Origin of the sequence: Pseudomonas sp. BN505, assembly GCF_029873175.1 — a bacterium.
Classification (GTDB): domain Bacteria; phylum Pseudomonadota; class Gammaproteobacteria; order Pseudomonadales; family Pseudomonadaceae; genus Aquipseudomonas; species Aquipseudomonas putida.
Map to the genome: position 1 here is coordinate 70,764 of NZ_SSOI01000013.1, position 12,618 is coordinate 83,381.

12 protein-coding genes are annotated in these 12,618 nt (G+C 64.1%); 2 read left to right on the forward strand and 10 right to left on the reverse strand.

Features of this window, described 5'->3' with window-relative positions:
- Positions 1 to 4: 4 nt before the first annotated feature.
- Positions 5 to 208, reverse strand: coding sequence for a hypothetical protein (locus tag E8E78_RS01150; protein ID WP_049274606.1), 204 nt, complete (start codon positions 206 to 208; stop codon positions 5 to 7).
- Here E8E78_RS01150 and dibA point away from each other — a divergent pair.
- Positions 207 to 2,102 carry a phosphodiesterase DibA gene (dibA, locus tag E8E78_RS01155; RefSeq protein WP_049274605.1) on the forward strand — a complete coding sequence of 632 codons (1,896 nt, stop codon included), beginning with the start codon at positions 207 to 209 and terminating at the stop codon, positions 2,100 to 2,102. The genes E8E78_RS01150 and dibA overlap by 2 nt on opposite strands.
- Before the next feature lie 27 nt (positions 2,103 to 2,129).
- Here the strand turns inward: dibA and E8E78_RS01160 are convergent, their stop codons facing one another.
- From E8E78_RS01160 to tcyJ, 9 genes are all read right to left on the reverse strand, one after another.
- Positions 2,130 to 2,774, reverse strand: coding sequence for a methionine ABC transporter permease (locus E8E78_RS01160; RefSeq protein ID WP_008096606.1), 645 nt, complete (start codon positions 2,772 to 2,774; stop codon positions 2,130 to 2,132).
- The gene (locus tag E8E78_RS01165) at positions 2,764 to 3,873 is read right to left on the reverse strand and encodes an ATP-binding cassette domain-containing protein (protein ID WP_049274604.1); all 1,110 of its coding nucleotides are present in this window, start codon (positions 3,871 to 3,873) and stop codon (positions 2,764 to 2,766) included. The genes E8E78_RS01160 and E8E78_RS01165 overlap by 11 nt, the downstream gene beginning before the upstream one ends.
- Position 3,874: 1 nt before the next feature.
- Positions 3,875 to 4,675, reverse strand: a complete 801-nt coding sequence (locus tag E8E78_RS01170; protein ID WP_049274603.1) for a MetQ/NlpA family ABC transporter substrate-binding protein — start codon at positions 4,673 to 4,675, stop codon at positions 3,875 to 3,877.
- On the reverse strand, positions 4,668 to 6,059 hold the full coding sequence (locus E8E78_RS01175) for an LLM class flavin-dependent oxidoreductase (RefSeq protein ID WP_049274602.1): 1,392 nt from the start codon (positions 6,057 to 6,059) through the stop codon (positions 4,668 to 4,670). Before E8E78_RS01175 ends, E8E78_RS01170 begins: the two co-directional genes overlap by 8 nt.
- Positions 6,059 to 7,240 carry an SfnB family sulfur acquisition oxidoreductase gene (locus E8E78_RS01180; protein ID WP_049274601.1) on the reverse strand — a complete coding sequence of 394 codons (1,182 nt, stop codon included), beginning with the start codon at positions 7,238 to 7,240 and terminating at the stop codon, positions 6,059 to 6,061. The genes E8E78_RS01175 and E8E78_RS01180 overlap by 1 nt, the downstream gene beginning before the upstream one ends.
- A gap of 138 nt (positions 7,241 to 7,378) precedes the next feature.
- The gene (locus E8E78_RS01185; RefSeq protein WP_016497535.1) at positions 7,379 to 8,620 is read right to left on the reverse strand and encodes an SfnB family sulfur acquisition oxidoreductase; all 1,242 of its coding nucleotides are present in this window, start codon (positions 8,618 to 8,620) and stop codon (positions 7,379 to 7,381) included.
- Between the two features lie 376 nt (positions 8,621 to 8,996).
- Positions 8,997 to 9,755 carry an L-cystine ABC transporter ATP-binding protein TcyN gene (gene tcyN, locus E8E78_RS01190; protein WP_016497536.1) on the reverse strand — a complete coding sequence of 253 codons (759 nt, stop codon included), beginning with the start codon at positions 9,753 to 9,755 and terminating at the stop codon, positions 8,997 to 8,999.
- A gap of 2 nt (positions 9,756 to 9,757) precedes the next feature.
- Complete coding sequence (gene tcyL, locus E8E78_RS01195) at positions 9,758 to 10,426, reverse strand: cystine ABC transporter permease (protein ID WP_016497537.1); 669 nt, start codon at positions 10,424 to 10,426, stop codon at positions 9,758 to 9,760.
- Positions 10,423 to 11,217 carry a cystine ABC transporter substrate-binding protein gene (tcyJ, locus tag E8E78_RS01200; protein WP_016497538.1) on the reverse strand — a complete coding sequence of 265 codons (795 nt, stop codon included), beginning with the start codon at positions 11,215 to 11,217 and terminating at the stop codon, positions 10,423 to 10,425. Before tcyJ ends, tcyL begins: the two co-directional genes overlap by 4 nt.
- 390 nt (positions 11,218 to 11,607) lie before the next feature.
- Between tcyJ and epsC the strand changes: the two genes are divergently transcribed.
- Positions 11,608 to 12,540, forward strand: coding sequence for a serine O-acetyltransferase EpsC (epsC, locus tag E8E78_RS01205; RefSeq protein ID WP_016497539.1), 933 nt, complete (start codon positions 11,608 to 11,610; stop codon positions 12,538 to 12,540).
- The last annotated feature ends 78 nt before the right edge of the window (positions 12,541 to 12,618 follow it).

Consider the following 12,618-nt stretch of genomic DNA (forward strand, 5'->3'; position numbering starts at 1 on the left):
GTGATTATCCCTTGGCAGGGAAATAAAACCAGCCAAAGCTGACGACGCGATATTTCAGGCCATCCATGTGGGAGCGGGCGTGCCCGCGAACACCGGCAACGCCGGTGCCATGCGCCGAGTTGCCGTCTTCGCGGGCATGCCCGCTCCCACAGAGCAGCATAACCTTTATAATCGCCATTCTTTTCTGATGGGCAATCCCACCCGACATGTCTGTTTCCGTTCGCGACGCCTTGCGCATGGCTGCGCTGTATGTGGTGCTCTCGATCCTCTGGCTGGCGCTCGCCGAGGTGATGCTGCACGGCATGACTGACGACCCCCTGGCACTGACCGTGGGGCGGCAGATCAATGTGGTGCTGTGGGTGTTGTTCAGTGCCGTGCTGATCTATGTGTCGCGCGTGCGGCTGCTGAACTTCATCGGTGTCGGTGCGCGCTTGCGCTGCGAGGACCGCGAGCGGCTGCGAATGGCCGCTGCGGTGTTCGACAGTACCCTCGAAGGGGTACTGGTTACCGACCGCCAAGGCCTGATCGTGCACGTGAACCGTGCCTTCATGCGCATCACCGGCTACCAGCAGGACGAGGTGATCGGCCATCGCCCGAGCAAGTTCAAATCGGGCCGCCACGGCCAGGCGTTCTACCAGCAGATCTTTGCCACCCTGGCCGAGCAGGGCGAATGGAGCGGCGAAATCTGGAACCGGCGCAAAAGCGGCGAAATCTACCCGCAATGGCAGACCATCTGCGCCATCCGCGATGACGACGGTGAGCTGAGCCATTACGTAGCGGTGTTCAGTGACATCAGTGCGATCAAGCATTCGGAACAGGAGCTGGCCTACCTGGCGCACCACGACCCGCTGACCGGCCTGCCCAACCGCCTGCTGTTCACCGACCGGGTCGAGCAGGCCCTGGCGGCCGCCCAGGCCAACAAGCGCGGTTGTGCCCTGCTGCTGTTGGACCTGGACCATTTCCAGAGTATCAACGACGGCCTGGGCCACACCATCGGTGACCAGTTGCTAAAGCTGGTGGGCGAGCGCCTGGGCGAGGTGCTGGGCAATGGCGTGACCCTGGCACGCCTGGGTGGCGACGAGTTCGGTGTGCTGGCCGAGAACTGCCAGCAGGTCGGCCAGGCGGGCAAGCTGGCGCAGTGCATTATCGAACGCATGCGCGAGCCGTTCGTGTTCGAGGATAATCGCCTGTTCATCAGTGCCAGCGTCGGTATCAGCCTGTTCCCCAGCGACGCCTTGAGCGCCGAGCAGTTGCTGCGTAATGCCGATGCGGCGTTGTACAAGGCCAAAAGCAACGGGCGTGCCTGCTATGCGCTGTACACCGAAGAGCTGACCGCTCACGCCCAGCACCGGGTCGAGACCGCCGGTGAGCTGCGCCGGGCACTGGAGCAGAATGAGCTGCGGGCCTACTTCCAGCCGGTACATGACCTGGCGACAGGCCGACAGGTAGGGGTCGAGACACTGGTACGCTGGCAGCACCCCCAGCGGGGCCTGGTGCCGCCGGGGGAGTTCATCCCGATTGCCGAGCGCACCGGGCTGATTGCCGAAATTGACACCTGGGTGCTGCGCCAGGCCTGTCGGCAAATGGTGCAGTGGCAGGCCGAAGGCCGGCAGCTGGCGTTTGTGGCAGTGAACATTTCCAGCCGCCTGTTTGGCCAGCATGAACTGTACCGGCAGGTGGCCGAGGTGCTGCACGAGACTGGCCTGGCTCCGGCCCTGCTGGAGTTGGAAGTGACCGAAAGCGCGGTGATGGAAGACCCGGAAGTGGCGCTGGAGCAACTGCATCGTCTACGCGAGCTGGGGGTGACCCTGGCCATCGACGACTTTGGCACCGGGTATTCGTCGTTGCTGCGGCTCAAGCGTTTGCCGGTGCAGAAGCTGAAGATCGATCAGGGCTTCGTGGCCGGGTTGCCTCTGGATGAGGATGACATCGCGATCGTGCGGGTAATCATTGCCCTGGCACGCAGCATGGGCATGCAGGTGCATGCCGAGGGCATCGAGCAGGCGGAGCAGGCCAGCTTCCTGCTGCTGGAGCAGTGTCAGCTGGGTCAGGGGTACTGGTTCGGGCGGCCGGTGCCGGCTGAGGATCTTCGCTGGGATTGAGACCCTGGGGCCGCTTTGCGGCCCCGTCTATCGCTTGTTCAGGCCCTTCGCCAGGCGGTCCCCACCCAGCTGGATCAATGCCACCAACGCCACCAGCATGGCAATCACGGTCAGCATGATCTGGCTGTCAAAGCGCTGGTAGCCATACCGGTAGGCGATATCCCCCAAGCCGCCGGCACCGATTGCCCCGGCCATGGCCGAGGAGTTGATCAGGGTCACCAGGGTAATGGTGAAACCCCCGACGATGCCCGGCAGCGCCTCGGGCAACAGCACGTGCCAGACGATGTGCCAGCGCCGGCAGCCCATGGCCTGTGCGGCTTCCACCAAACCATGGTCGACTTCGCGCAGGCTGACCTCGGCAATCCGCGCAAAAAACGGCGTGGCGGCAATGGTCAGCGGCACCACCGCCGCCCACACCCCGTAGGTAGTGCCTACCACCAGGCGGGTGAAGGGGATCAGCGCGACCATCAGGATCAGGAACGGGATCGAACGGAACAGGTTGACGAAGGCACCTAGCACCCGGTTCAGCAGCGGTGCCTCGAAGATTCCGCCCTTGTCGCTGGTGACCAGCAGCACCGCCATCGGCACCCCCACCAGCAGGGCGATCAGCGACGAGACGCCGACCATCAGCAAGGTATCGAGCAAGCCTTCCAGCAGGCGATCAAACCACATGGCCCAGTACCTCCACGTCTTCGGCCCAGCGGCGGGCACGTTCCAGCAGTTGATGGGTATCGTGCGGCGAGTGTTGCACCGACAGGATCAGTTGCCCCAAGGCATGCTCGCCGATGGTTTCCACGCCGCCCTGCAGCAGGCGCACGCGGCCGCCCAGGTCGTTGAACAGGGCAGACAGCTCGGGTTCGCCGAGCAAGGTCAGTTTCAGTACCAAAGCGCTGTCGCGGCTAACCGGGCTCGCCCGCAAGCTGGCTTGCAGCGCGGCAGGCAACCTGGCCTGCAACGGTGCAAGCAGGGTGCGGGTGACCTCATGGCGTGGTGCGCCGAACACCCGCCAGACTTCGCCCTGCTCGACCACTTCGCCGCGCTCCAGCACGACCACCCGGTGGCAGATATCGCGGATCACCGCCATTTCGTGGGTGATCAGCACGATGGTCAGGCCCAGGCGCTGGTTGATGTCGCGCAGCAACTCAAGGATCGAAGCGGTGGTTTCCGGGTCCAGCGCCGAGGTGGCCTCGTCGCACAGCAGAATCTCGGGGTCGTGCACCAGCGCCCGGGCAATGCCCACGCGCTGTTTCTGCCCGCCGGACAGTTGCGCCGGGTACACGTGGTGTTTCTCCTGCAAGCCGACCAGCTCCAGGAGCTCGCGCACCTTGCGTTGGCGCTCGGCCTTGGCCACGCCGGCCACTTTCAACGGCAGCTCGACGTTCTGCCACACGGTCTTGGCCGACATCAGGTTGAAGTGCTGGAAGATCATGCCGATGCGCCGGCGCAGCGCGACCAGGTGGTCCTCGTCGAAGGGCGCGATGTCCACCTGGTCGATCAGTACCCGGCCCTGGCTGGGTTGCTCCAGGCGGTTGATGGTGCGCAGCAGGGAAGACTTGCCGGCACCGCTGCGGCCGATGATGCCGAAGATCTCGCCATGGCGGATGTTCAGGTCGATGCCTTGCAAGGCCGGTTGCGTCTGGCCAGGGTAGGTCTTGCCCAGGCCGATGAAGCGCACATGGGCTTCATTGACTTCCGGGCGCAGGGCCTGTTCCTTGACCGTTGGCGGCAATGGTTGTGGTGTAGGCGCCCTGAGCGCGCTGGCCTGGCTCATGTCAGCCTTCCCAGCCGGCTTGGTAGAGCTTGCCGTGGGCTTTGTCCAATGCTGCGCGCACCACCGGCGAGTGCTGGTAGATGTCGACGAACCTGGCCAGCCGTGGGTCGTCCTTGCTTTGCGGGCGGATGACGAACTGGATCACGTATTCCTTGTTTTCCAGGCCGTCGAACAGCAATGCCGAGGTGGCATCGAAGGTGTTGGCCAGGCGGATGTAGGCCGGGTAGCCCTGCACCAGGTCGGCGTCGTCGTAGGCGCGTACCAGCTGAACCGCCTCGACCTGAAGGATTCTCAGCTTCTTCGGGTTGGCGACGATGTCGTCTTCGGTGGCCTTGTAGCCAACGCCTGGCTTCAGGGTGATCAGCCCGGCCTTGGCCAACAGTTGCAGGCCACGGCCGCTGTTGATCGGGTCGTTGGCGATGGCGACGCTGGCGCCCTCAGGCAGCTCGGCGAAGCTTTTGTAATTTTTCGAGTACAGGCCAACGTTGTTGATGATGCCCGAGGCGTAAGGCACCAGGTTGAAGCCCGCAGCAGCCTTGGCGTTTTCCAGGAACGGGATGTGCTGGAAGTAGTTCACGTCGATGTCGCCGCTGTTGAGGCTGACATTGGGCGCAATCCAGTCGCTGAATTCGATCAGCTTCACTTCCAGGCCTTGCTTGTGCGCTTCCTCCACTGCAGCTTCCAGCGGAATGGCAAAGGCCGAGGTGGTGCCGATCTTCAGCGGTTCGGCAGCCAGGGCACTGGCGGTCAGGCCCAGGGTGAGGGCAAAGGCCGCGACGGGCCGGAACAGTTTCTCAAGCATGGTGCAGGGCTCCAGTCGGGGCAGGGGTTGGAGTAAAGCGGTAGGTCGAGCCCGGGTGATCGGCGGGCAGGTGCGGGTGGTCGGCCTGGAACAACTTCTCGCGCAGGGTGCCTTCGGCGTAGGCGGTCTTGTAGCGGCCACGCTGTTGCAACTGCGGGATGACCAGGTCGATGAAGTCCTCGAAGCTTTCCGGGGTGACGGTGCGGGTCAGGTTGAAACCGTCCAGCCCGGTTTCGTCGATCCAGGCGATCAACTGTTCGGCCACCTGTTCCGGTGAGCCGACCAAGGTTACGTAGCGGCCACCCAGGGCGTGCTGTTCAAGCAGCCGACGGCGGGTCCAGGCGTTGTCCTGCAACTGGCGCGTGGCGGACTGGATGGCATTGCCCTGGCTGAAGCCAATCGGCTCGTCCAGCCCGTAGGCCGCAAAGTCGATGCCGGTGGATGCGGCGAAGTGCGCGACGCCGGCCTCGGGGCTTGCATGGCCTAGGTACTCGGCATGCTTGGCCTGGGCCGCTTGCTCGGTGGCGGCGACGATCACCGTGATGCCCATGAACACTTTGACCGCTTGCGGGTCGCGCCCGGCGGCCTGGGCGGCAGCGCGCACCTTGTCGACCTGGGCGCGGGTAGCGGCCTTGTCCTGGCCGCTGATGAACACGCATTCGGCATGGTTGCCGGCGAACGCCAGGCCACGCTGCGAGCTGCCGGCCTGGAACAGTACCGGGGTGCGTTGCGGTGAGGGTTCGCTCAGGTGATAGCCCTCGACGTTGTAGAACTCGCCGTGGTGGCTGACCTTGCGCACCTTGTCGGGCTGGGCATACACACGCTGCTCGCGGTCTGCGACCACGGCGTCGTCGGCCCAGCTGCCTTCCAGCAGCTTGTAAAGCACTTGCAGGTATTCGTCGGCCTGGTCATAGCGGCGGTCATGCTCCGGCTGCTGTGCCAGGCCCATGGCCCGGGCTGCGCTGTCCAGGTAGCCGGTGACGATGTTCCAGCCCACCCGGCCATTGCTCAGATGGTCGAGGGTGGAAAGGCGCCGGGCGAACAGGTACGGCGCCTCGTAGGTGAGGTTGGCGGTAAGGCCGAACCCCAGGTGGCGGGTGACCGCAGCCATGGCCGAAACCAGCAGCAGTGGGTCGTTGACCGGCAGCTGGATCGACTCCTTGAGGGTGACGTCCAGCGACTGGCCGTAGATGTCGTAGGTGCCGACGATGTCGGCGATGAACAGCCCGTCGAACAGGCCGCGCTCCAGCAGGCGCGCCAGGTTGGTCCAGTACTCCAGGGACTTGTACTGGGTCGAGGTGTCTCGTGGGTGGGTCCACAGGCCGTGGTTGATGTGCCCGATGCAGTTCATGTTGAAGGCATTGAGCAGAATCTGTCTGGCCATCAGATGGTCCCCCGGCGTGGTGGGTTGGCATCGTTGAGGTAGTAGTTGCCAATCGCGTGATACTTCCAGCGCACCGGGTCGTGCAGGGTGTGCACGCGGGCGTTGCGCCAGTGGCGGTCGAGGTTGTGCTCGGCAAGCGTTGCCTGGCTGCCGCCCAGTTCGAACAGGGCGGTGCCGGCGGCGAGGGAAATCTCGGTGCTGATGGCCCGCGCTTCGGCCACGGCAATGGAGGCGGCGGCCACGTTGTCGGCGGTGCTGTCGTCGCGGGCGCGGTCGAGGTATTCGCCGGCGCGCTCCAGCAGGGCTTCGGCGGCATGCAGGCGGATCGCCAGGTGACCGAAGCTCTTCAGCGTCAGCGGGTCATCCGTGGCCTTGTCCAGGCCGGAGTCGACCCACGGGCGGCTGCGTGTGCGCACGAAGTGCAGGGCGTCTTCATAGGCGGCGCGGGCGATGCCGGTGTCGATGGCGGCATGGAGGATTTGCGCCAGCGGCCCAACCGGGGTGGGGCGCTCGAAAGCGCTCTGGAACGGCACCACGTCGGCGGCGCTGACATACACGTTGTCGAACACCACCGAACCGCTGCCGGTGGTGCGTTGGCCGAAGCCGCTCCAGTCGTCGATCACCTGCAGGCCCTGGCTGTCGGCCGGGACGAACGCCAGCTGCTGTACGCCTTGGTCGTCGACGACCGAGGTGGGAATGCGCTGGGCGTAGATGGCGCCGGTGGAATAGAACTTGCGGCCGTTGATGCGAAAGCCCTCGCCGTCTCGGCTCAGGCGGGTGGTGCGCTCATTGGCGGTCTTGGTGCCCAGCTCGGCCAGGGCATTGCCGAAGCGGCGGCCGGCGAGTACTTCGGCGTACAGGCGCTGTTGCTGTTCGGGGCTGCCGTTTACCCGCAGCACTTCCAGGCCGTAGAAATGGTTTTGCGGGATCTGTCCCAGCGAGCCGTCGGCCTGGGCGATACGGGCGATGACCTTGGCCAGGGTGACGTTGGACACGCCGGCGCCGCCAAAGGCCTTCGGCACGCTGATGGCCCACAAGCCGGAGCGGGTGAACAGCTCGAGTTCGGCGTGGGGCAGGCGGCGCTCGCGATCGCGCAGGGCGCTGTCGCGGCGCAGTTGCTGGGCGATGTCCTCGGCGACATTCAGGGCTTCGCTGTCGCTGGTGATGATTTTTGTAGTCATGTTGTTTCTCCGGGGCCATTGGGCCGCGTTGCGGCCCTTTCGCGGCACAAGGCCGCTCCTACAGGGGGTCGCACACGGCTTTGTAGGAGCGGCCTTGTGCCGCGAAAGGGCTGCAGGGCAGCCCCAAGGGCCTAAAAATCAGATCCAGGAATGCCGCGCAGGCAGGGTGCCGTTAAGGTGGTACGCGCCTACCGCGTGGTACTTCCAGCGCACCGGGTCGTGCAGGGTGTGCACCCGGGCATTGCGCCAGTGGCGGTCGAGGTTGAACTCGGCAAGGGTGGCGCGGCTGCCGGCCAGCTCGAACAGCTTCTCGCTGGCCTGCAGGGCAATTTCGGTGGTCAGCACCTTGGCCTCGGCTACGGCAATCGAGGCCCGGGCCGCGCTGGCTGCGTCGATGGGCGCAGCATTGACCTCGTCGAGTACTCGCGCGGCCCTGCGCAGCAGCGCTTCGGCGGCGTGCAGCTCAAGCTTCAGCCTGCCGATGTCGGCGATCACATAAGGGTCGTCGCTGGCGCGGTCCACGTTGGCTTCAATCCACGGGCGCGACTTTTCACGCACGAAGGTGATCGCATCATCGATTGCCGCTTCGGCAATGCCGGCGTCGATCGCCGCCTGGATCAGCTGCGAGGCTGCGCCCTGGATGTTGGGGATATCGCGCTGGCGCCAGTTGTCGATCACCAGCTCCGCATCTACCGGTACCTGGTCCAGCAGCACAGTGCCGCTGGCGGTGGTGCGCTGGCCGAATCCGGACCAGTCATCGACGATGCGCAGCCCCGGAGTGCCACGGCGCACGAACGCCAGGCGCTGGCGGCCTTCGTCATCCAGTGCCTTCACTGCTACCCAGTGCGCGAACAACGCACCGGTGGAATAGAACTTTTCGCCGCTGATGCGATAGCTATCGCCCGCGCGGGTGATCCGGGCCTTGAGGGTGAGCGTGTCCTTGGTGCCGCGTTCGGGGCCGGCATTGCCGATGCGCCAACCGTCGAGCACGCTGCGGAAGATCAGCGCCTGTTGCGCCTCGGTGGCCGTCAGGCGAATCAGTTGCAGCATGCCGAACTGGTTCTGCGGGATCTGCCCCAAGGCCGGGTCGGCGGCGCTGATCAGGCGAAACACTTCGGCTACGGTTTCGAACGACACGTCGGGGCCGCCGTGGGCCTTGGGTACGCTGATGCTGCCCAGGCCGCTGCGGGTAAACAGCTCGATCTCCGCCCACGGCAGTTTGCGTTGCTGGTCGCGGCGGGCGGCTTGCTCGCGGGCAACCTCGGCCAGTTCGCGGGCCGCTTGCAAGGCTTCGGCGTCGTTGCGCAGTACCTTGGCCGGCAGCAGCAGGGGCGAGCTGTCGAGATCGCTATGGAATTGGGTATTTGGCTGGCTGGACATCAGTACCGCTCCTTGGCTGCACTCAATGCCCTGGCGATACGCACTGGGGTGATTGTGATCCTGACCATTCCTGACCTCACAAAAAAGTTGTGTCGCTACAGCTGGTCGCGACAAAAGTGTGCTGGTCCGGTGGTCCGGTTTATATACCCTAATGCTTTATAAAAAGTTTATGAACTAACTCTTTGGAATATGTATAGATGGAAGGGGGAGAGTGGCTGTTTCAGGCAGGCGCGATCGGTGTAGGAGCGGCCTTGTGCCGCGAAAGGGCTGCGCAGCAGCCCCGGCAATCTCAGCGCTGATGCTGAAACCTGGGGGCCGCTGCGCAGCCCTTTCGCGGCACAAGGCCGCTCCTACAGGGATCTGCATCTGTGCGTGATTATTCGGAGGCAGCGGTGCCGAGGAACTTGCGCAGGAACTGGCGGGTACGCTCTTCCTTCGGCGCCGCAAACAGTGCCTTGGCCTCACCCTGTTCCACGATCACGCCCTTGTCGAAGAAGATCACCCGGTTCGCCACGTCGCGGGCAAAGCTCATCTCGTGGGTGACGATGATCATGGTGCGTTTCTCTTCGGCCAGGCCGCGAATGGTCGCCAGCACTTCACCCACCAGCTCCGGGTCCAGTGCCGAGGTGGGTTCATCGAACAGGATCACCTCCGGCTCCATGGCCAGGGCGCGGGCGATGGCCACGCGTTGCTGCTGGCCCCCGGACAGGCGCCGTGGGTAGGCGTCTTCCTTGCCCGCCAGGCCGACCTTGGCCATCAGGCGCCGCCCCAGCTCGATGGCCTGCTCGCGGGGCGTCTTCTTGACGATCACCGGCCCTTCGATCACGTTCTCCAGGGCGGTGCGGTGGGGGAACAGGTTGAAGTTCTGGAACACGAACCCGGCCTGCTGGCGCAAGCGGCGTATCGCACTCTGCTGGCCACCCAGCGGGCGGTTGGCATCAATGCTGATGGCGCCTATCTTGATCTGCCCGGCGTCGGGGGTTTCCAGCAGGTTCAGGCAGCGCAGGAAGGTGGTCTTGCCCGAGCCGCTTGGGCCGATGATGGCCACCACTTCGCCGGGCTGCACGGTCAGGTCGATGCCGTTGAGCACGGTCTGGCCCTTGAAGCGCTTGGTCAGGCCTTTGACTTCAATCATGCTCATTGCTCCTGGTCATGCTGGTTGACCCGCGCTTCCATGCGGTTCTGGAAGTGCGCGAGGATGCTGCACAGCACCCAGTAGATGACCGCGACCGCCACGTACATGGTGAACACTTCGAAGGTGCGTGCGGTAATCAGCTGCGCCTGGCGGAACAGCTCGGGCACCTGGATGGTCGCCGCCAGGGCAGTGTCCTTGACCAGCGAAATGAAGCTGTTGCCCAGCGGGGGCAGGGCGGTACGCAAGGCCTGCGGCAGGATCGCCCGGCGCATGGCCTGGACGCGGGTCATGCCGATACTGGCGGCGGCTTCCCACTGACCACGGTCGATCGAGGAAATTGCAGCGCGCAGGATTTCGCAGATGTAGGCCGCCATGTTCAGCGACAGGCCGATCAGCGAAGCCGGGATGGGGTCGAGTTCGATGCCGATCTGCGGCATGCCAAAATAGATCACGAACAGCTGCACCAGCAGCGGCGTGCCGCGGAAGAACGACACGTAGATCCGCGCCAGCCAGTTCAGTGGCAAGATCTTCGACAGCCGCATCAGCGCCAGGGCAAAGCCCAGCAGCAGGCCGAAGAACATGCCGCCGACACTGAGCAGCACTGTATAACCCGCGCCCTTCAGCAGGAAGGGCGCGGAGTCGACAACGAGTTGCAGGCTTTCAGCAATCATTTGGTGACATCGGCACCGAAGTATTTCTCGGACAGCTTGGCCAGCGTGCCGTCAGCCTTGAGCTTGTCGATGGCCTTGTTTATGGCTGCCAGCAGTTCAGGCTCGCCCTTGCGCAGGGCCACGCCGCTTTCCAGGCGCGAGAAGGCATCGCCGGCCAGTTCGGTGTCTTTGGCTTTTTGCGCGTATTCCAGCGCGGCCAGGCGGTCGATCAGGATGGCGTCGATACGGCCGTTGCGCAGGTCGGCGAACTTGCTCGGGTCGTCTTCATAGGTGCGCACTTCGGCTTTCGGGACGTCTTGCTTGACCCACTGCTCGTAGTTGGTGCCCAGGCCCACGCCGACTTTCTTGCCAGCCAGGTCTTGCGCCGACTTGATGTTCAACTGCTCGGCTTTCTTCTTCAGGATCAGTGCCTGGATACCGGAAACGGTGTAGGGCTCGGAGAAATCGTATTTCTTCTTGCGCTCCTCGGAGATGGTCACCTGATTGACCACCACGTCCAGGCGCTTGGACTCCAGCGCGGCGAGGATGCCGTCCCACTTGGTCGGCTGGATCTTGGCCTTGACCCCCAGCTCCTTGGCCAGCAGTTCCGAAAGCTCCACCTCGAAGCCGGCCAGCTTGCCGTTCTCGTCCTGGAAGCTGAACGGTGGGTAGGTGCCTTCGAGGCCGACGTTGATCACGCCTTTTTCCTGGATGGTCTTCAACTGCTCGCCGGCGAACGCCTGGCCGAGCAGGCCGGCACCCAGCAGGATGGCCAGGCTGGCGTTGAGTAGCGGTTTGGCGAATTTCGACATGTCAGAGCCCCGCGCTTGTTGTGTAAGTAGTGAGGTGGCGACTATAGGGTTGGCTGCTTAGGCCAGGAAATAATAAAAAATTATTTTGTTATTCCCTTTTTGATTTGTGTCAGGTGCTGGCTGCTTTGAGGGTAGGCGAGGATGCTCGCTACGTCATCGCGGCTTATGCCTGACTTAGCGCAGGATGGAATAAAGCGTTGTTTTTTCCAAGGGGCGGATTTGCCGTAGAGTGGATCGCATGTAGGCAGGCCCGGCCCTTTCGCGGGCACGCCCGCTCCCACAGGTACAGCACAGGGCTCAATAGCGGTGCTGTACCTGTGGGAGCGGGCGTGCCCGCGAAAGGGCCGGGCCTGGCGAAAAACCAGATGGCCTATACGGCAGGAGAAAACCGTGAGCGAACAACCTTCATCCGCGCACTGGCAGTTGCACAACATCGTTAGCGGCCTGCGCGGCGCCCGTGAGCAATGGCGCACCCGCAATGGCCGGAGCATTGGCGAGCAGGGCGGGCGCGAGTTGCCGTCGCGCGAAGCAATGCGGCAGATCCTGGAGCAACTGTGCGGCGCGTTGTTCCCCATGCGCCTTGGGCCTGTGGACCTGCGCGAAGAGAGCGAAGACTTCTACGTTGGCCATACCCTGGATGCCGCGCTGACCGCCTTGCTGACCCAGGCGCGCCTGGAGTTGCGCTACGCCGCCCGGCAAAGCAAGGCTGAACTGGCCAGCGTCGATGGCCATGCGTTGAAGCTGATCCAGGGCTTTGCTGCTGCGCTGCCGGAACTGCGGGTGCTGCTCGACACCGACGTGCTGGCCGCCTATCACGGCGACCCCGCCGCGCGCAGCGTCGATGAAGTGCTGCTGTGCTACCCGGGCATCCTGGCGATCATCCATCACCGCCTGGCGCATCACCTGTACAAGGCCGGCCTGCCACTGCTGGCGCGGATCAGCTCGGAGCTGGCGCATTCGGCCACCGGTATCGACATCCACCCCGGCGCGCAGATCGGCCCGAGCTTCTTCATCGACCACGGCACCGGCGTGGTCATCGGCGAAACCGCGATCATCGGTGAGCGCGTGCGCATCTACCAGGCGGTGACCCTGGGCGCCAAACGCTTCCCCAGCGATGAGTCCGGCACCCTGCACAAAGGCCTGCCGCGCCATCCCATTGTCGAGGACGATGTGGTGATCTATGCCGGGGCCACGGTGCTGGGGCGTATTACCATCGGCAAGGGTTCGACCATTGGCGGTAACGTGTGGCTGACCCGCAGTGTGCCTGCTGAAAGCAACATCACCCAGGCCAACCTGCAGCTGGATTGCCAGGACAAGAACTGATCTGGCATTGATATTGGCTGCACTGGCCTCTTCGCGGGCTTGCCCGCTCCCACAAGTAACCCACAAAGAATCGTTCTT